Source organism: Gilvimarinus sp. DA14, from assembly GCF_024204685.1.
In the GTDB taxonomy this organism is placed as follows: domain Bacteria; phylum Pseudomonadota; class Gammaproteobacteria; order Pseudomonadales; family Cellvibrionaceae; genus Gilvimarinus.
On sequence record NZ_CP100350.1, the window covers coordinates 3297054 to 3315671 of the forward strand.

Annotated in this window: 17 protein-coding genes; 11 read left to right on the top strand and 6 right to left on the bottom strand. The window is 53.4% G+C overall.

The features are described 5' to 3' along the window. Window positions 1-18: 18 nt before the first annotated feature. From ftsA to NHM04_RS14425, 7 genes are all read left to right on the top strand, one after another. Window positions 19-1254: a cell division protein FtsA gene (gene ftsA, locus NHM04_RS14395; RefSeq protein WP_254264455.1), complete on the top strand. Its 1236-nt coding sequence runs from the start codon at window positions 19-21 to the stop codon at window positions 1252-1254. Between the two features lie 50 nt (window positions 1255-1304). Beyond that, window positions 1305-2459 carry a cell division protein FtsZ gene (gene ftsZ, locus NHM04_RS14400; protein WP_254264456.1) on the top strand — a complete coding sequence of 385 codons (1155 nt, stop codon included), beginning with the start codon at window positions 1305-1307 and terminating at the stop codon, window positions 2457-2459. A gap of 283 nt (window positions 2460-2742) precedes the next feature. Next, complete coding sequence (gene lpxC / locus NHM04_RS14405; protein WP_254264457.1) at window positions 2743-3654, top strand: UDP-3-O-acyl-N-acetylglucosamine deacetylase; 912 nt, start codon at window positions 2743-2745, stop codon at window positions 3652-3654. A 171-nt stretch (window positions 3655-3825) separates the two neighbouring features. Next, window positions 3826-4761: a M23 family metallopeptidase gene (locus NHM04_RS17385; protein WP_254264458.1), complete on the top strand. Its 936-nt coding sequence runs from the start codon at window positions 3826-3828 to the stop codon at window positions 4759-4761. An 85-nt stretch (window positions 4762-4846) separates the two neighbouring features. Beyond that, a complete protein-coding gene (secA, locus tag NHM04_RS14415) occupies window positions 4847-7588 on the top strand; it encodes a preprotein translocase subunit SecA (RefSeq protein WP_254264459.1) in 2742 nt (913 codons plus the stop codon). 12 nt (window positions 7589-7600) lie between these two features. After that, window positions 7601-8821 carry a bifunctional glutamate N-acetyltransferase/amino-acid acetyltransferase ArgJ gene (gene argJ, locus NHM04_RS14420; RefSeq protein ID WP_254264460.1) on the top strand — a complete coding sequence of 407 codons (1221 nt, stop codon included), beginning with the start codon at window positions 7601-7603 and terminating at the stop codon, window positions 8819-8821. A 12-nt stretch (window positions 8822-8833) separates the two neighbouring features. After that, window positions 8834-9796 carry a Nudix family hydrolase gene (locus tag NHM04_RS14425; RefSeq protein ID WP_254264461.1) on the top strand — a complete coding sequence of 321 codons (963 nt, stop codon included), beginning with the start codon at window positions 8834-8836 and terminating at the stop codon, window positions 9794-9796. 43 nt (window positions 9797-9839) lie between these two features. Here the strand turns inward: NHM04_RS14425 and yacG are convergent, their stop codons facing one another. From yacG to pilB, 5 genes are all read right to left on the bottom strand, one after another. Continuing rightward, complete coding sequence (gene yacG, locus NHM04_RS14430) at window positions 9840-10028, bottom strand: DNA gyrase inhibitor YacG (RefSeq protein WP_254264462.1); 189 nt, start codon at window positions 10026-10028, stop codon at window positions 9840-9842. 29 nt (window positions 10029-10057) lie between these two features. Next, the gene (gene coaE, locus NHM04_RS14435) at window positions 10058-10666 is read right to left on the bottom strand and encodes a dephospho-CoA kinase (protein WP_254264463.1); all 609 of its coding nucleotides are present in this window, start codon (window positions 10664-10666) and stop codon (window positions 10058-10060) included. 804 nt (window positions 10667-11470) lie between these two features. Then, the gene (locus NHM04_RS14440) at window positions 11471-12328 is read right to left on the bottom strand and encodes an A24 family peptidase (protein ID WP_254264464.1); all 858 of its coding nucleotides are present in this window, start codon (window positions 12326-12328) and stop codon (window positions 11471-11473) included. Window positions 12329-12336: 8 nt separating this feature from the next. Further along, window positions 12337-13596, bottom strand: a complete 1260-nt coding sequence (locus tag NHM04_RS14445; RefSeq protein ID WP_254264465.1) for a type II secretion system F family protein — start codon at window positions 13594-13596, stop codon at window positions 12337-12339. Between the two features lie 3 nt (window positions 13597-13599). Next, window positions 13600-15306: a type IV-A pilus assembly ATPase PilB gene (pilB, locus tag NHM04_RS14450; RefSeq protein ID WP_254264466.1), complete on the bottom strand. Its 1707-nt coding sequence runs from the start codon at window positions 15304-15306 to the stop codon at window positions 13600-13602. Window positions 15307-15632: 326 nt separating this feature from the next. Here pilB and NHM04_RS14460 point away from each other — a divergent pair, with 326 nt between their 5' ends. The 4 genes from NHM04_RS14460 (at window position 15633) to NHM04_RS14480 (ending at window position 17450) form a co-directional block, all read left to right on the top strand. Beyond that, complete coding sequence (locus tag NHM04_RS14460) at window positions 15633-16055, top strand: pilin (protein WP_305881949.1); 423 nt, start codon at window positions 15633-15635, stop codon at window positions 16053-16055. Between the two features lie 65 nt (window positions 16056-16120). Further along, entirely contained in the window at window positions 16121-16534 is a 414-nt protein-coding gene (locus tag NHM04_RS14470) for a pilin (RefSeq protein WP_305881950.1), read from the top strand. 74 nt (window positions 16535-16608) lie between these two features. Continuing rightward, entirely contained in the window at window positions 16609-16974 is a 366-nt protein-coding gene (locus tag NHM04_RS14475) for a transposase (protein ID WP_254264467.1), read from the top strand. Then, the gene (locus NHM04_RS14480; protein ID WP_254264468.1) at window positions 16926-17450 is read left to right on the top strand and encodes a hypothetical protein; all 525 of its coding nucleotides are present in this window, start codon (window positions 16926-16928) and stop codon (window positions 17448-17450) included. The genes NHM04_RS14475 and NHM04_RS14480 overlap by 49 nt, the downstream gene beginning before the upstream one ends. A 68-nt stretch (window positions 17451-17518) precedes the next feature. On the opposite strand, the gene nadC is transcribed toward NHM04_RS14480, so the two are convergent. After that, window positions 17519-18382, bottom strand: coding sequence for a carboxylating nicotinate-nucleotide diphosphorylase (nadC, locus tag NHM04_RS14485; protein WP_254264469.1), 864 nt, complete (start codon window positions 18380-18382; stop codon window positions 17519-17521). Between the last annotated feature and the right edge of the window lie 236 nt (window positions 18383-18618).

An 18618-nucleotide genomic window follows, 5' to 3' on the forward strand; every position in this document is an offset into this window, starting at 1 on the left:
GGAAAAGAGGTCCTATCAATGGCGGGCTCTAATGACAACAAAATGGTAGTGGGGCTGGATATTGGCACATCCAAAGTGGTGGCCATTGTCGGCGCCGTCACGCCCGAAGGCGAGTTGGAAATTGTCGGCATAGGTTCGTGCCGTTCTAATGGCCTGAAAAAGGGTGTGGTGGTAAATATTGAATCCACTGTGCACTCCATTCAGCGCGCGGTCGAAGAGGCCGAGCTAATGGCGGGCTGCCAAATTCACTCTGTTTATGCAGGCATTGCCGGCAGCCATATTCGCAGCCTTAACTCGCACGGCATAGTGGCGATTAAAGACCGCGAAGTGTACAGCCAGGATATTGACCGGGTGATTGATGCCGCCCAGGCGGTGGCGATTCCGGCGGATCAAAAAATTCTGCATATTTTGCCGCAGGAATTTTTAATCGATGATCAAGAGGGCGTGAAAGAGCCCCTGGGTATGAGTGGCGTGCGCCTTGAAGCCAAGGTGCACTTGGTAACTTGCGCGGTAAATGCTGCGCAGAATATTGAAAAATGCATTCGTCGCTGTGGGCTTGAGGTGGAAGATATTATCCTCGAGCAGTTGGCTTCCAGTTACTCGGTGCTTACCGACGATGAGCGAGAGCTGGGCGTGTGTATTGTCGATATCGGCGGCGGCACCACAGACATTGCCATTTTCACCGACGGCGCCATCCGCCATACCGGCGTCATTCCCATCGCTGGCGATCAAGTTACTAACGATATCGCCATGGCGTTGCGCACACCGACGCAGCACGCCGAAGAAATCAAAATTAAATACGCCTGCGCGCTTGCCAAGCTAACCGGCCCTGATGAAACCATCAAGGTGCCCAGTGTGGGTGATCGCGGCTCGCGCAGTTTGTCGCGCCAGGCATTGGCTGAAGTGGTCGAGCCACGCTATGACGAGCTGTTTACTCTGGTGCAAGCCGAACTGCGCCGCAGCGGTTTTGAAGACATGCTGCCCGGCGGCATCGTATTAACCGGTGGCACCGCAAAAATGGAAGGTGTGGTTGAGCTGGCCGAAGAAATTTTTCACATGCCTGTGCGCCTGGGGGCGCCAGCCAATATTTCTGGGTTGTCCGACATAGTCAACAACCCGATTTACTCCACCGGTGTGGGGCTTTTGCAATACGCGCTGAAGCAACGTCAGGGCGAACATTCTGCAACACCGGCCAGCGACGGCGAACCCGGGTGGTTCGCACGGCTGAAAAAAATGTTTCAAGGCGAATTTTAAATTTTTCACTTTTTAATTTTTCATTTTACGGACGATGAGAGGGGACTACCATGTTTGAACTAGTAGATGACATGCCACAAAACGCAGTGATTAAAGTCATTGGTGTGGGCGGTGGCGGCGGTAACGCCATCAAACACATGATTGCCAACCAGGTAGAAGGGGTAGAGTTTATCTGCGCCAATACCGATGCTCAGGCGCTTAACGACATCGATGCCAAAGTCGCGTTGCAACTGGGCAACAGCATGACCAAGGGTTTGGGGGCAGGTGCCAACCCCGAGGTGGGCCGTCAGGCGGCGATGGAAGATCGCGAGCGCATTGCCGAGTCTCTGCGCGGCGCCGATATGGTGTTTATTGCCGCCGGCATGGGCGGCGGCACTGGCACCGGCGCGGCGCCCATTGTTGCCGAAGTGGCGCGCGATATGGATATTCTTACGGTTGCGGTGGTGACCAAGCCCTTCCCGTTTGAAGGCCGCAAGCGGATGCAAATCGCCGACGCGGGCATCAAAGAGCTGCAAGAGCGAGTTGACTCGTTGATTACCATCCCCAACGAAAAGCTGCTTTCAGTGCTGGGTAAAACCACCAGCCTGCTGGACGCTTTTAAAGCCGCCAACAGTGTGTTGCAAGGCGCGGTACAGGGCATTGCCGATCTCATCATCCGCCCCGGCATGATCAACGTCGACTTTGCCGATGTGCGCACCGTTATGTCGGAAATGGGTATGGCGATGATGGGTACCGCTCACGCCCAGGGTGAGAATCGCGCTCGCGAAGCGGCCGAAGCGGCCATCCGCAGCCCGCTGCTGGAGGATGTAAACCTGCAGGGCGCGCGCGGCATTCTGGTGAACATTACCGCCGGTATGGATTTGTCGCTGGGCGAGTACGGCGAAGTGGGCGATACCATTGCCGAATTCTCTTCCGACGATGCCACCATTGTGGTGGGAACGGTTATCGATCCGGAGCTGTCTGACGAGCTGCGAGTCACGGTAGTGGCAACCGGTTTGGGCGCTGCCGAGGAAATGGCCAAGGCCCCTACCAAAGTAGTCGTGGATAACACCCGTCGCGCTGACGGCCAGGTTGACTACGCGGCTTTGGATCGTCCCACTGTGATGCGCAACGGTGCCAGTGCCCAGGCAGCAGCGGCTCCGGCGGCTGATCGCGATATGGAATATCTGGACATTCCGGCGTTTTTGCGTCGCCAGGCAGACTAATGCAGTGCCGGGGTGCGCTAACGCGCCCCGGGTAACTTGCATCCCTGGGTAACTGTGCTCCTCGCAACTTGCACCAGAGTTGGGCGAAAAGCGGTTAAAACTGGTGAACTTGGCGAAATTTTGCTATAGTCCGCCGTTTTAGACAGCCGTATTTTCAGGCGGCGTCGCGGTTAGTGCAAAAAATGGCTCAAACCAGTGCTTGGTATGGGTCGCACATGCTGCGAGACAGTCGCGCCTGCCCAGATGTTTGTCCAAACCATCGACATTAGAGCCATACCGTAAAATGATCAGACAGCGTACGCTAAAAAATGCCATTCGCGCCACAGGCGTTGGCTTGCACACCGGCCAGAAGGTTTATCTGACCCTGTTACCCGCTCCAGTAGACTCCGGCATCGTATTTCGCCGCGTGGATCTGGACCCGGTGGTGGAAATTGAAGCCAAGGCCGAAAACGTGGGAGATACCACCCTCTCTACCAGTTTGGTCAAGGATGACGTTAAGGTATCAACCGTTGAGCATTTGCTCTCCGCCATGGCCGGGCTTGGCATTGATAACGCGATTGTCGAGGTAAGTGCTCCCGAAGTGCCAATTATGGACGGCAGCGCCGGGCCTTTTGTCTTTTTGATTCAGTCAGCCGGTATCCAGGAGCAGGCCGCAGCGAAGAAGTTTATTCGCATCAAGCGTCCGGTCACTGTCACCGATGGCGACAAGTCCGCAAGCTTTGTGCCTTTCGAAGGCTTCAAAGTGTCTTTCTCTATCGAGTTTGATCACCCGGTTTTTCAGGGGCGCTCTCTGGAAACCTCGGTGGACTTCTCCAGCACCTCCTTTGTAAAAGAAGTCAGCCGTGCGCGTACCTTCGGTTTTATGCATGAAATCGAATATTTGCGCTCCAAGGGTTTGGCCAAAGGCGGCAGCGTCGATAACGCCATTGTGGTGGATGAATACCGCATTTTGAACGAAGACGGCTTGCGCTACGAAGATGAGTTTGTAAAGCATAAGGTTCTGGACGCCATCGGCGATTTGTACCTGTTGGGTAACAGTCTGATTGGCGAATTTAAGGCTCACAAGTCTGGCCATGCCCTTAACAACAAGTCGCTGCGCCAGCTGATCGCCCAACCCGATGCCTGGGAAGTAGTCACTTTCGATGACGAGACCGCTGCGCCTATCTCCTACATGAAACCCCTGCTGGCGGTATAAAATCGTCAAATTTAAGGCCTGTGGATTGTACTCTGCGGGCCTTTTTACTATAGTTGGCGACAATTTCCTGCAAGCTAATCGTTATAAGCGCGGCACACAATTATAATCGCCGCCCCAAAAAGTGTCGGTTAGTTAGCACTCAATAACCCGAAAAGTCGCTAATATAGTGCTATGAAAATCATATTGGTCAGTAAACGTCACGGTCATGCCCGCAGCATTACGCTGGGTGGGTGGACGCGTGCCGTGCTGTCCGTATGCATTTTGGGGTTGCCTGCGGTAGCAGGGGTGCTGGGCTACCACTTATTGGTGGCGCAGGCTGGGCACAGTGATGTTTTCACCGCCGAAACCCGCCGAGCGTGGGAGGCGGCTTTGGCCCAGCAGAAGGAGCAGGTGGTTGAAAACCAGCGCCGCGCCCGTGCCGAAGTCGCCGCACTAACCCTAAAGGTAGCCGAGCTGCAGGCCCGCTTGGTGCGACTGGATGCACTGGGTGAGCGCCTGACCACCATCGCTAAGCTCGATCGCGGCGAGTTTGATTTTTCCCAATCTCCTGCATTGGGTGGCCCCGAGGGCGAAACTCTGGGCGATGCCTATGCCCCGCCCGACTTTCTTAGCGCCATTGATGATCTTACCCGGCAAATTGAAAACCGCGAGCAGCAGCTGGAAACCCTGGATGCTCTGCTGGTTAACCGCCGTCTAAAAGAAGATATTTTTGTCGCTGGCCGGCCTATCGAAAAAGGCTGGATGTCGTCGCGCTTTGGCCGCCGTACTGACCCCTTTAGCGGCAAGGCCGCCTGGCACGGCGGGGTAGACTTCGCCGGTAAAGAGGGCGCCAATATTATCGCCGTGGCCTCGGGCGTGGTTACCTGGTCCGGCGAGCGCAGTGGCTACGGCCAGTTGGTTGAGATTAACCACGGTAATGGTTTTACCACCCGCTACGCCCACAACAAAGAAAACACAGTAGATGTGGGCGATGTGGTGAAAAAGGGCCAGGTTATTGGCCTGATGGGCTCTACCGGCCGTTCTACCGGCCCCCATGTGCACTTTGAAGTGTACAAAAACGGTCGCGCCGTCGATCCGGCCTCTTATATCCATCGCACCCTGCGATAACTCTTCTTCCAACCCCGCAATTATTTATTCCTCTGGCGCCTACCGGGTCGCTGGAGACACTGATTTATCTATTCGGATTTTTAACATGTTAGGCAAAATTACCAAATTTATCGTCGGTTCTAAAAACGACCGGGTACTCAAGCGCATGCGCAAAGTGGTTGCGCGCATTAACGGGCTGGAAGAGCAAATGCAGGCGTTGTCCGACGCCGAGCTTAGAGCAAAAACCGACGAGTTTCGCGAGCGTTTTCAAAACGGTGAAAAGTTAGACGCGATTCTGCCCGAAGCCTTTGCCGTGGTGCGCGAAGCGGGTCAGCGCACTCTGGGTATGCGCCACTTTGATGTCCAGATGATTGGCGGTATGACCCTGCACGAAGGCTGCATTGCTGAAATGCGTACTGGTGAGGGTAAGACATTGATGTCCACCCTGCCGGCTTACCTGCGCGCCATTACCGGCCTGGGTGTGCACATCGTAACGGTTAACGACTATCTTGCCAGCCGCGACGCCGCTTGGATGAAACCCCTGTACAGCTTTTTGGGCATTTCTGTCGGGGTTATCTACTCCGGGCAAGACCCGCAGAGCAAACGTGAAGCCTACGCTGCCGACATTACCTACGGCACCAACAATGAATTTGGCTTTGACTACCTGCGCGACAACATGGCTATGTCCAAAGCCGACAAAGCCCAGCGCCCACTGCACTTTGCGGTGGTAGACGAGGTGGACTCCATCTTGATTGACGAGGCGCGTACGCCGTTGATTATCTCTGGGCCCTCGCAAAACAGCTCGGAAATGTATCAGCGTATGAACAAGCTGATTGGCAGCCTGTCGCGTCAGCAGGAGGACGAAGAAGACGGCGATTACTTTGTTGATGAAAAAAGCCGCCAGGTCGAGCTGACCGAGCAGGGCCACCAACATGTTGAGCAGCTGCTGATTGATGCGGGCCTGCTGCCTGCCGAAGACAGCCTTTACTCGGCCGCCAACCTCAGTCTGCTGCACCATGTGAATTCGGCGCTGCGCGCCCACGCACTGTTCCATCGCGATGTTGAATACATTGTGCAAAACAGCGAAGTGGTATTAATTGATGAGCACACTGGCCGCACCATGCCGGGCCGGCGTTTGTCCGAGGGCCTGCATCAGGCGATTGAGGCAAAAGAGGGTGTGCGCATTCAAAGCGAGAGCCAGACCCTGGCGTCGACCACTTTCCAGAATTTGTTTCGTTTGTATCCCACGCTGTCGGGCATGACCGGTACCGCCGATACCGAAGCTTTTGAATTTCGCGAAATTTATGGCCTGGATGTGGTGGTTATTCCCACCAACAAACCCAAGCAGCGTATCGATAAGAACGATTTGGTGTATCTGTCCATCGAAGAAAAGTTCGATGCGATCGTGCACGACATCGAGGAATACCGTAATAACAATGCGCCGATTCTGGTGGGTACGGCTTCCATTGAAACCTCTGAGGAAATGTCCCGTCGCCTGCAAAAGGCCAAAATTCCGCATCAGGTATTGAACGCTAAATACCATGAAAAAGAGGCCGAAATTATCGCCCAGGCAGGCCGCCCGGGCACCGTAACCATCGCCACCAATATGGCGGGTCGGGGTACGGATATTGTGTTAGGTGGTAACTGGGAGGCCGAAGTGGCCCAACTGGAAAACCCCACCGAAGTGCAAATCGAAAAAGTTAAGGCCGACTGGAAAGAGCGCCATCAGTTAGTTATTGAAGCCGGGGGTTTGCACATTATCGGTACCGAGCGCCACGAGTCGCGTCGTATCGATAACCAGCTGCGCGGCCGCTCGGGCCGTCAGGGCGACCCGGGTGTGACCCGTTTTTACCTGTCGCTGGAAGATAACCTTATGCGTATCTTTGCCTCCGACCGGGTGCGCAACTTTATGCAGGCGCTGGGTATGGATAAGGGAGAGGCCATTGAGCACCGCATGGTGAACAACGCCATCGAAAAAGCCCAGCGTAAAGTTGAAGGCCGCAACTTCGATATTCGTAAGCAGCTGCTGGAGTTTGATGATGTTGCCAACGATCAGCGTCAAATTGTTTACCAGCAACGCAACGAGCTGCTCGAGGCAGATGATATTTCCGATACCATCACCAATGTGCGCGCCGATGTGGTTCACGATGTAGTCAGCACACATGTTCCGCCGCAATCCATTGAAGAGCAGTGGGATATTCCCGCGCTGGAAAAACAACTGGAAGCCGACTTTGGGCTGCAACTGCCAGTGCAAAAGTGGCTGGATGAAGACGACAACCTGCACGAAGAAACTCTGCGCGAACGCATTTTGAGTGAAGTGCAGGGCGCCTACGACGCCAAGTGCGAGCGCATTGGTGAAGCGGTGGGCAAACCGGATGCCATGCGCGAGCTGGAACGTCAGGTTATGTTGCAGGTGCTGGATAACTCCTGGAAAGAGCAGCTGGCCAGCATGGATCACCTGCGTCAGGGCATTAACCTGCGCTCATACGCACAGCGCAACCCCAAACAGGAATACAAGCGCGAAGCCTTCTACCTGTTCCAGCAAATGCTGGATACCGTCAAAGAAGAAACCATTAAACTGCTGGCGCGGGTTGAACCCATCACCCAGGAGCAAATGGACCAAGTGGAGCAGCGTCGCCGCGAGATGGAAGAGCAGCAACGCCGCCAAATGCAGTTAAAGCACGAGCAGGCTTCTGCCATGGGTGAGGCGTCGCAAGGCGCGTCCGAGCAACCGGGCCAGCAGGGCAGCGCTCCCTACACCCGCGATGGGCGCAAGGTCGGGCGCAACGATCCCTGCCCCTGTGGTTCGGGGCAGAAATACAAACAGTGTCACGGTAAATTAAGTTAAGCGAGACGATAAATGGCCGTAGGTGAATATCCGTTTCCGGTTATGCCCCCCATTGCGGGGGTTTCTATTGGGGTTGCTGCAGCAGGTATAAAAAAGCCCGGCCGCAACGATTTATTGTTGTTCTCGTTGTGCGAAGGCGCCAGCGTGGCCGGGGTATTTACCCAAAACGCCTTTTGCGCCGCGCCTATTAAAATTTGCCGCGAGCATTTACGACACGCCAGCCCGCGTTTGCTGGTGGTTAACTCGGGTAACGCCAATGCCTGCACCGGTAATAGCGGCCGCGCCAACGCGCTAAGTGTGTGCGACCAGGTGGCCAGCCAGTATGGCTTAAGTACAGCCGAGGTATTGCCCTTTTCCACCGGTGTTATCGGCGAGCCACTGCCCGTGGGTAAAATTAATGCGGTTGTTCCCGCGCTGGTGCAAAGCGCGCAGGAAGATAACTGGCAACTGGCTGCGCGCGCCATTATGACGACCGATACTCGCCCCAAAGGCGCGACACGCCAGGTAGAAATTGATGGCACCATCGTCACCGTCAACGGTATCGCCAAAGGCGCCGGCATGATCAACCCCAACATGGCCACCATGCTGGGTTTTATCGCCACCGACGCGGCAATCGATAAAGCAGCCTTGCAGACTCTGGTGCGCGAAGCGGCGGGCCTTTCGTTTAACCGCATTACCATCGACGGTGATACCTCCACCAATGACGCCTGCATGGTGATGGCATCGGGTAAGGCAGGCAATAACTATATTGCTGATACACAGTCAGACGCTTACCAAACATTAAAAACGGCGATTAGCGAGGTGTGTACCGAGCTGGCGCAAATGATTGTTGCCGATGGCGAAGGCGCCACCAAATTTGTCACCATTGATGTAAAAGGCGGCGCCAGCCACGACGAGTGTTTAAAAGTTGCCTACGCCGTGGCCCACTCACCGCTGATTAAAACCGCGCTGTTTGCCTCCGACCCTAACTGGGGCCGCATTGTCGCCGCCATTGGCTACGCCGGAGTCGAAAGTCTGGACGACACATTGGTGACGGTGCACTTAAACGACGTGCTAATCGTCGAAAACGGCGGCCGCGCCGACTCCTACACCGAAGAGCAAGGCCAAAAGGTAATGAGTGGCGAGCGCATCGGCATTCACATCGATCTCGGCCGTGGCGATTGCAGCGAACTGTTGTGGACGACGGACCTGTCTTACGAATACGTTCGCATTAACGCCGACTACCGAACTTAGTATTTCTGCTTTATGCATAAACTCATCCACGTTGCCGTCGGCGCCATTGCCGACGGCAACGGCAATATCCTGCTAGCCAAACGCCCCGAGCACGCCCACCAGGGTGGCTTGTGGGAATTTCCCGGCGGCAAGGTAGAGCCCGGCGAAACCTTATTACAAGCGCTCGATCGAGAACTCTACGAAGAGCTGGATATTCGCGTACTAGGCGCCGAGCCTGTAATTGAAATTATCCACGACTATGGCGATAAAACCGTCTGGCTCGATGTGCACAGGGTAACGGCGTTTAACGGTGAGCCATTGGGCAAAGAGGGGCAGCCCCTAAAATGGGTGCCGGTGGCTGAGTTAAGCCGCTATCAATTTCCCGCCGCCAATTACCCTATTGTTAACGCCCTTACACTGCCCAATAGGTTGTTAATTACCGGCGATTTTTCCGATGCTGAGGACTTTGGCCGCAAGTTAACCCAGGCGCTTCGGGCGGGCATAAGTTTAGTGCAACTGCGCGCCCACCAGCGCAACGACCAAAACTACCTGGAGTTGGCCAAGCACGCCGCCGACCTGTGTGCTAAGTACCGGGCGAAGCTGGTACTAAATCGCCATAACTCTATCGACTTGCTCAAGCAAATACCGGCGAACGGTGTACACCTGACCTCGGCGCAGTTACAAGACCCAGTAGAAATACCAAAGGGAATACTCTGGGGCGCATCCTGCCACAATGTATCGCAACTGCAGCTGGCGGCAGAACGCGGCGCCCATTACACGACTCTATCGCCGGTAAAGCCCACTCTGAGCCACGCCGGTTCGCCTGTGCTAGGGTGGGATGACTTTGTCCAGCAAGTAAAAAAGGCCGCGATTCCAGTGTATGCCCTGGGCGGCATGACAGAGGCCGATTTACCCATCGCCAAACAAAAAGGCGCCCAGGGTATCGCCGCCATCTCGGCTTGGTGGGGGAAAGGTGGCTTGACGCTTGATATCTGATGTCGGACGCATCAGACCTCCGGCGTCAGTCGTCAGACTTTATTCACTCAAACTCATCATTCTGCGCCTGGGCATCTTCCCCGGGTATTCGATGCCCTTCATTGGCCCATTCCCCTAAATCAATCAACTTACAGCGCTCGCTACAAAAGGGGCGGAAGGGATAGTCGTCACTCCAGGTAATGGCTTTTTGGCAGGTGGGGCAGTTGAGTTTAATTGGTGTGTCTTGGCTCACGGGTATCTCGGGCAATGTAGTATTAGGGATTAGTAGTTGGCGGCTTTGGCAAGTTGCAAATATTCTTGGTGAAGCGCGTCAACTTGCGGAGCTAGGTCTTCTAAAGTGCCGTGATTGTGCAGAATGTCGTCCGCCTTGGCAAGGCGCTGGGTTCGCGTCAGCTGGGTGGCCATTATGGCTTTAATTCGCTCTGCATCCGAATTATCACGGACCGCAGCGCGCTGTATTTGTTCGGATTCGTCGCAGTCAATAACCAGAATACGCGACGCCAGTTGATGTTGGTCCGTCTCCAGCAGCAGCGGCGATACCAGCAAAACATAAGGCGAGGGCGCTTCGTTAAGCTGCTGAATAATCAGCTCGCGAATAGCCGGGTGCAGCAAAGCCTCCAGCCAGGCCTTGGCTTGAGGGTCGTTAAAAATAATCTCCCGTAACGCGCGCCGGTTTAACTCGCCGCCAGGCAGCAAAATGCCAGCGCCAAAATGCTCGGCAATAGCGTCAAGGCAGGCAGTACCCGGCTCCACCACCTCCCGCGCCGCAATATCGGCATCCACTACGGTAATACCATGTGCGGCAAATAAATCCGCCGCCGCACTTTTACCGCTGCCAATGCCGCCAGTTAGGCCGATGGTGAAAGACATAGGGTGTGACCTTTGGGTGAATATTTATGTTTGATGCGCTAAGGCGCGTCTATTTTATGCCCGAGTCGCCGGGCGTTGCGAGGTACTTTTGGTCTTGGCCAAAAGTACCCAAAAGCCGCGCCCCAACATCTGGCCCTTCGGGTTCCCTCATTCCAATCGATTTTAGCGGGCCGTATCGATAGGCCGTCCATGGCCTAGCGATACTTGCGCAAACGTCCTGTTTGCTTACCCGCTAAAATCGATTTCCATTCGGCCTAGATGTAAACGGGGCAAAAAGCGGCGCTTCGTAGTTGAATTTTGAATCAATACCTCTATGCGAGAGAAATCTTTAAATTTGATCGAGCCAACTTACTAGGCTTTCTACACAGTCATAGCGTGGAGCCAATTGGGGTTTTCGCCCGTTTACAACTGAGCCGAGCGGAGGCCGAGTTTAGGGGTTGAGCGCTCTGGATGAGCGCGAAAGGTCTAAGCGCACATGGACGTGCGGTTTAGACCGACCGCTAAAATTGGCTGGAGGGATGGGTGAGGTCTAGCGTTTGCAGAGCACCGCTTTGCGCGTAACCGAACGACAGCAGGCTGTGCTTGCTGGCCGGACGCCTAGCGACCGCAGGGGCCAGTTGTTGGGCGAGGTTTTGACGTGAAGGGAATCACTAATGCCGTGGGCGCATGGAAGCGCAGGAACGGCGGAGTTACTTTTTACCCTTAAAAAGTGACTCGCAACGCCCGGCGACACGGGCAAAGAAAAAGCCGCGCGCCAGCGCAACAGTTTGTTCAGACCTCAGACGTCGGTCATCTGACCGGCTTTTAACCCACCATCGCTATCTGCAAATACCGCGCGACAATCTCATCCCCCCACAGCATGGCAATCCATCCGGCAATGGCCAGGTAAGGCCCAAAGGGAATGGGAATATTTTTATCCCGACCTTTAATCACAATCAGTGCAACGCCAATTAACGCACCCACCAGCGACGATAAAATGATAATTAAGGGCAGCATCTGCCAGCCCATCCAGGCGCCCAGGGCGGCCAGCAGTTTAAAGTCACCGTAGCCCATGCCCTCTTTGCCGGTTAACAGCTTAAACACCCAAAACACCGACCATAGTGACAAATAACCAAATACCGCCCCCCACAGGGCGCTGGGTAAGTCGGTTATCAGGCCAAAGCTGTTCACAATTAACCCCAGCCACAGCAGCGGCAAGGTGATGTTATCCGGCAACAATTGGGTGTCAAAATCAATAACCGTTAGCGTTAGCAGCGCCCAGGTAAAAACCAACACCGCCGCCGCCTGCCAGGTAACGCCAAAATAAAACACCACCGCTACCGACAGCAGTGCGGTTGCCAGTTCAATAATTGGGTAGCGCGGCGATATACGAACCTGGCAATTGGCGCAGCGACCTTTTAGCAGTAAATAACTAATAACCGGAATATTCTGCCAGGGCTTAATGGGTGTTTTACACTTGGGGCAATGGCTGGCGGGAAAAGCCAGTCCCAGTTTTTCATCGGCCGGGGCTGGTTGTTCCAGTAGCTCGCAACATTGGCTTTTCCAGGAGGTCTCCAATATTTTGGGTAGACGGAGGATTAGGACGTTTAGAAAGCTGCCTAATGCTAAGCCAAAGAAACATGTGCATAAATATATAAACCAAGATGGTAATTGTTCTATCATTTTCAGTATTAGACCACCTGCCCGATCTGGAAGATTGGCATGTACATCGCTATCATCAAGCCGCCCACTAGCACACCCAGAACAGCCATGATCATGGGCTCAAGTAATGAGGACAGACTGTCCACTTTGTTGTCTACCTCGTCCTCATAGTATTTGGCTACTTTGTCGAGCATTTCATCTAACGCGCCCGACTCCTCACCGATAGAGGCCATTTGAATTAATAGCGATGGGAATATACCTTGATTTCGAATCGCAGTGTTCAGCTGGACGCCGGTAGATACCTCTTCTCTCACTCGTAGGATTGCATCAGCGTATATCCTATTGCCGGCCGCGCCTGCGACAGAAGTCAAAGCATCAATTAGAGGTACACCAGCTGCGAAAGTGGTGGCTAGCGTTCGAGCAAATCTGGCCATAACAGACTGATAGAGGATGTCTCCAATAATGGGTATTTTTAAAGAGAATCTATCTACTAAATATGCAAACTTTTTATTTCGAAGCTTTAATTCTTTAAATGCAAAAAAAGCTAAAATTAGAGCTACAAAAAAGTAAAGCCAGTAAGCTTGAGCGAGTTCAGATAAGTGCAATACAAACAGCGTGAAGGCTGGCAGCTCGGCACCAAAGCTGCCAAAAGTTTCAGCAAACTGAGGAACCACTTTTACGAGAAGAATGGCGGTAACAATAATGGCAACTACAACGACCGCGATGGGGTAGGTTAGTGCTTTTTTAATTTTTGCTTTTAGAGCTTCGGTTTTTTCTTTATACGTTGCGATACGATCTAGCATTGTTTCCAGTGCGCCGGACTGTTCGCCCGCTTCAACTAGATTGCAAAATAAATCGTCAAAGTAGCGAGGGTGCTTACGCAGAGATGGGGCAAAGCCCGTGCCGGAGGCTACGTCGTCCCGGATCTCGAAAATTAGATCTTTCACGGAAGGGTTGTCTACGCCGTCAGCGACAATTTCAAAGGCTTGAACTAGTGGTACGCCCGCTTTCATCATGGTCGCCATCTGGCGGGAGAATACCGCAATATCGCTGGGTTTAATTTTCTTTTTGCCGCTGCCAAACAGGGGTTTTGGTTTCTTTTTGACAGTTTTAACGACAAAGCCTTGCTTTTGTAGCTGTGCTCGTATTAACGCGGGACTTGTTCCTGATATCTCGCCCTGTACAGCTTTGCCTTTTTTGTCGAACGCCTTATATAAATAAGCTTGGCTGGTAATTGCTTTGGTGTTGCGTCTAGTTTTACTTGTTTTTGTTGCAGTTGCAGTGGCCATAATTTAGTCCTTGGTGACTCGGTTGGCTTCTTCCAGGCTGGTTAAGCCCTGTGCAGCTTTTCGTAATGCTGAAACCCGCAAATTATTAAACCCGGCGGCTTTAGCGGCTTTGGCAATTTGCAGAGAATTCCCCCCTTCCATTATAAGGGAGGATATCTCAGGGGTGATGCGAACCACTTCATATACCCCAACCCGTCCCTTATAACCTTTTAAGCAGGCATCGCAGCCTACCGGGTGATAGAGTTCAAACTCTTCCCGCGGTATGCCAATATCGTCAAAACCTTCTTCGCTTAAAATCTCATCCGGTATGTCGTCTGCCGGTTTACGGCATTTGGTGCACAGCCGCCTTGCCAATCGCTGTGCAATAATCAAGCTAACACTGGTGGCCACGTTAAAGGCGGGTACGCCCATATTCAAAAGGCGGGTCAGTGTTTCTGGTGCGCTATTGGTGTGCAGGGTAGAGAGTACCAAGTGCCCGGTTTGCGCCGCCTTAATGGCAATTTCGGCGGTTTCCAGGTCGCGAATCTCCCCCACCATCACAATATCCGGGTCTTGCCGCAGGAATGAGCGCAGCGCCTCGGCAAAGCTCAGCCCTACCTTGGTGTTCATTTGCACCTGGTTAATGCCTTCCAGGTTAATTTCCACCGGATCTTCGGCTGTGGATATATTGCGCTCTTCGGTATTCAGAATATTAAGCCCGGTATAAAGGGAGACCGTTTTGCCGCTACCGGTGGGCCCGGTCACTAGAATCATGCCCTGGGGCTGCTCCAGGGCCTCCAGGTACATCTGTTTTTGGTCGTCCTCATAGCCCAGGGCGTCAATACCCAGCTTGGCAGAGCTGGGGTCCAAAATTCGCAGCACAATTTTCTCGCCAAACAGGGTAGGTAGGGTATTTACCCGAAAATCAATGGCTCGGGTTTTGGATATCTTCATCTTAATCCGGCCATCCTGCGGCACCCGGCGTTCGGAAATATCCATTTGTGACATAACCTTTAAACGCGCCGCCAGGCGGGTGGCCAGGTTAATGGGCGGTTTGGACATTTCCCGCAAAATACCATCGGTACGGAACCTTACCCGGTAGGCTTTTTCATAGGGCTCAAAGTGAATATCCGAGGCGCCAATCTTTATTGCATCCAGCAGAATTTTATTAATAAAGCGCACAATGGGCGCTTCGTCGGCCTCGCTGGTGGTGTCTTCCTCTTTAACCTCGCCGCCGTCGGTTTGCAGGTCCAGGTCTTCATCGTCCAGGCCGCCCAGGGCGTCGCTTAAGCTTTCTTCATTGGCATTTATATAAGCTTCAAGGGCGGGGGCCAGCTTGTCCGCCTCTACCAGCACCGCCTCGGTATTAATGCCGGTATTAAATTTAATTTCATCCAGCGCGTGCAGGTTGGTAGGGTCCACCATGCCCACAAACAGTCGGTTACCCCGGCGCATTAATGGCAGGGCGTGGTGTTTTTCAATCAGCTTGGGATCTACCAGTTTTTGTGGCAGGGCGCTGGGGCTGATGGCACGAATATCAAAAACCGGGGTGCCAAACTCATCAGCCGCTATTTGCGCTACGGTGCGGGCATCCAGAATATCGTTTTGCACTAAATACAGTGCAAAGGGCAGCTTTTGTTTATTGGCCTGGGCCAGGCCGTCTGCGGCCAGGGTCTCGTCCAATACCCCGTCCATTACCAATCGTTTTGCCAATCCGCTGAGTGCTGCCATAGCTTAGGTGCTTTTGTTGGTGTGGTTTGTAGCTTGTGCCGCTAACGCCCTGTAAATACTGGCGAATAGCAAAGATTAGCTACTTTACGAACTGCGACGGTCTTTGGCAATGCCTGTTGTTGTTTGGTTACCGCTGGATCGCCATTTGGGTGACGTATTTTGTCAGATGGTGAGGCTTTGCGGCAGTCTTGGGTGGTGGGTGATGCGGTCGCAGGCAGTAATTGGGCGTTTCGTTAAACTGGCCCGAGCTTTGCTAAAGCTTGGTCAGGCCCTTGGGGTCGGTTTAAAAACAATGATTTCAAACTGAGCATACATTGGAGGCTCTGATGAAGAAGCAACAAGGTTTTACTTTGATTGAATTGATGATCGTAGTAGCGATTATCGGTATTCTGGCGGCGATTGCTTTGCCTGCTTACCAAGATTACACTGCTCGTTCGCAGGCAACTGAAGCTTTAAAAATTAGTGCGGGAATTCAGTCTGACGTAGGTGTATTTCTAGCCAACGAGGGCTCCCTGGGCATTAGTTCAGCCGCTGCAACTGCTGCTGGAGACCTTGAGGGTAAATATGTAAGTGGTGTTTCTGTGGCTGAGGGTACAGGTATTATCACTGTTAACTTCGGTAGCGGCGCCCTCTCTAGTCAAAGTATGACTTTGACTCCCTATGAAAATACTGCCGGTGGCCAAATTGCATACTGGGAATGTACTGGTTTGACTAATGCTTCGCATCTGCCAAGCACTTGTGCTCCTTAATACCCTTTTGGGTAAAGTTTGATGGAAGCCCGGTTTTACCGGGCTTTTTTGTCTAAGGGGGGGGGATGAAACACAACGGCTTCACTCTATTAGAGTTAATGATTGTTGTGGCGATCATTGGCATTATCGCATCACTGGCTTTTCCTGCTATGCAGACCTATATGGCTAGATCGCAGGCGATGGAAGGTATCAAAGGAACGGCGGGATTGCGGGCATCGGTAGCTCAATATTTTGCCGAAAATGCGTCTTTTCCTAATGGCGCGGATCTCCAAAATATTGAGGCTGGTATTGAGGGTAAATATTATTCCGCTGGAGGTGTTGCTCTCGCATCTGGCGTAATTACGGTCAATTTTTCCGCTGGACTTTTGTCTGGTGAAGCTTTAACTTTAGAGCCTACTCAGAATGCCGCTGGAAACCAGATCTCAGGTTGGCGTTGCGCTGGGCTTGATGTCAGCTATTTACCTGGTAGCTGTCAATAAAGGTCGAAGGTCAGGGTCAGGTCTTTGACTTTTGATCAATCTTTTCTAGCCTAGTTGACACCATGGAGTCGATTATGGCTAGGCCCTTACGAATAGAGTATCCCGGTGCTCTGTATCACATTACCTCTCGCGGTGATCGTCGCGAAGCGATTTATATTAATGACGATGATCGGCAAGCTTTTCTTGATGTATTGACCGCTGTGTGCGCCCGATTTAACTGGGTTTGTCACGCCTACTGTTTGATGGACAACCATTACCACCTTTTAATCGAAACGCCGGATGCCAACCTATGCAAGGGTATGCGGCAGTTGAACGGTGTTTATACGCAGCGGTTTATCGCATGCACGGGTGTGTTGGCCATGTGTTTCAGGGGCGCTATAAGGCGGTTCTGGTGGAAAAAGGTGCGTACCTTCTGGAGCTGGCGCGGTATGTGGTGTTAAACCCTGTGCGGGCGAGGATGGTGGCACAGGTCAGCGATTGGCCCTGGACCAGCTACAACGCCACGGTTGGGCAGGCGAGGGCAGCGGAGTTTTTGCAGGTGCATTGGCTGCTTTCTAACTTTGGACGCCGCAAATCGAGCGCTATCGCTAAATATAAAAAGTTTGTTGCCGAGGGTGTTAGCAAGAAATCGCCCTGGTGTGAATTGAGTGGCCAGGTACTGGGCTCGGACGAGTTTGTTGAGCAGAGCCGAGAGTTAATCCGCGATAAAAAATTGCTGGACGAGGTGCCGCGAGCGCAATACCGCCCGGAGCCTGCGTCGTTATCGTTTTATGAGCACGCGAGCCCATCACGCAATGAGGCTATGGCCAAAGCGTATGCCAGTGGTGGCTATACGCTTAAAGAGATTGGGGCACACTTTGGTTTGCACTATTCAGCGGTAAGCGTGCTGGTGCGGAATCAAAAATCAAAGACCTGACCACGGGGAGGGGCGGCTGGTGATAGTTTCTAAGCGTTTTGCGTCTAATCTCAGACCTCAGACCATCATTACCCGACCACCCGCATAGACAAATCCACCGCTCGGCAGTGCTTGGTCAGTGCCCCAACGGATATCCGGCTGATATTTTTAAACAGCGCTTTTTGCGCATTAATTTGTGAAATATCCACCCCGCCGGACAGTTCCAGTTGAGCGGTAAATTCCCGCCTTTCTAAATGCCGGTTTACCTCAGCCAAATCCATTTCATCCAGCATGATGATGTCTGCACCGCTTGCGAGTGCTTGGTCCAGTTCGGCCAGGGTTTCAACTTCCACCTCAACCGGTTTGCCGGGGGCGATGTCGCGCGCTTTGGTCACGGCATTTTCAATACTGCCTGCGGCGGCTATGTGGTTTTCTTTGATTAAAAAGGCGTCGAACAGGCCGATGCGGTGGTTGTGGCAGCCGCCGCAGGTGACGGCGTACTTTTGCGCCAGGCGCAGTCCGGGCAGGGTTTTACGGGTGTCCAGAATCTGGATGGGCAGGTCTTTAACAAGTTCGGCGTAGTGGTGTGCGGTGGTGGCAACGCCGGATAGTAGCTGGACAAAGTTAAGCGCGGTGCGCTCGCCGGTTAGTAGTGAGCGGGCTGGGCCCTTAAGCTCAAACAGGATGCTATTGGCGCTCGCCTGCTGGCCATCTTCAGCGTGCCAGGTAATGGTGACGCCTGGGTCCAGTTGGCGGAAGGTTTCCTCTACCCAGTCGCGGCCGCAAAAGATGCATTCTTCGCGGGTAATCACCCGGGCGTGTGCAATCTCGTGGGCGGGCACCAGCAAGGCGGTAATGTCGCCATCGCCAACATCTTCGGCCAGCGCCGCGGTAACATTGCGGACGATATCGGCGCGAAGGGCGGGCAGGCTTTGGGCGGGTTTTGAGGTCATGGCGGTGCCCTGTGGGTTAAAAGGCGCTATTGTACTGGGTTGTGGCGCCAAAGCGCACCCTCAGCCGGGTTGCAGGAAATGGTGGTGTTGAGAAAAAGCGGCGCCAAGGGATGGTGGTAGTGCCTAGCTACACCATAATTCCCTGTTCTGCGTTCTGCGTTCTGCGTTCTGCGTTCTGCGTTCTGCGTTCTGCGTTCTGCGTTCTGCGCTCGCCTGTATATTCTCGCGCCACCGTT

Excerpts from the sequence above, each read along its gene's own strand:
- pilB (WP_254264466.1), bottom strand. The coding sequence starts at position 15,306 with ATGGCAGCACTCAGCGGATTGGCAAAACGATTGGTAATGGACGGGGTA.
- NHM04_RS14460 (WP_305881949.1), top strand. The coding sequence starts at position 15,633 with ATGAAGAAGCAACAAGGTTTTACTTTGATTGAATTGATGATCGTAGTA.
- NHM04_RS14470 (WP_305881950.1), top strand. The coding sequence starts at position 16,121 with ATGAAACACAACGGCTTCACTCTATTAGAGTTAATGATTGTTGTGGCG.
- lpxC (WP_254264457.1), top strand. The coding sequence starts at position 2,743 with ATGATCAGACAGCGTACGCTAAAAAATGCCATTCGCGCCACAGGCGTT.
- nadC (WP_254264469.1), bottom strand. The coding sequence starts at position 18,382 with ATGACCTCAAAACCCGCCCAAAGCCTGCCCGCCCTTCGCGCCGATATC.
- NHM04_RS14425 (WP_254264461.1), top strand. The coding sequence starts at position 8,834 with ATGCATAAACTCATCCACGTTGCCGTCGGCGCCATTGCCGACGGCAAC.
- secA (WP_254264459.1), top strand. The coding sequence starts at position 4,847 with ATGTTAGGCAAAATTACCAAATTTATCGTCGGTTCTAAAAACGACCGG.
- coaE (WP_254264463.1), bottom strand. The coding sequence starts at position 10,666 with ATGTCTTTCACCATCGGCCTAACTGGCGGCATTGGCAGCGGTAAAAGT.
- ftsA (WP_254264455.1), top strand. The coding sequence starts at position 19 with ATGGCGGGCTCTAATGACAACAAAATGGTAGTGGGGCTGGATATTGGC.
- NHM04_RS14445 (WP_254264465.1), bottom strand. The coding sequence starts at position 13,596 with ATGGCCACTGCAACTGCAACAAAAACAAGTAAAACTAGACGCAACACC.
- argJ (WP_254264460.1), top strand. The coding sequence starts at position 7,601 with ATGGCCGTAGGTGAATATCCGTTTCCGGTTATGCCCCCCATTGCGGGG.
- NHM04_RS17385 (WP_254264458.1), top strand. The coding sequence starts at position 3,826 with ATGAAAATCATATTGGTCAGTAAACGTCACGGTCATGCCCGCAGCATT.
- NHM04_RS14475 (WP_254264467.1), top strand. The coding sequence starts at position 16,609 with ATGGCTAGGCCCTTACGAATAGAGTATCCCGGTGCTCTGTATCACATT.
- NHM04_RS14440 (WP_254264464.1), bottom strand. The coding sequence starts at position 12,328 with ATGATAGAACAATTACCATCTTGGTTTATATATTTATGCACATGTTTC.
- ftsZ (WP_254264456.1), top strand. The coding sequence starts at position 1,305 with ATGTTTGAACTAGTAGATGACATGCCACAAAACGCAGTGATTAAAGTC.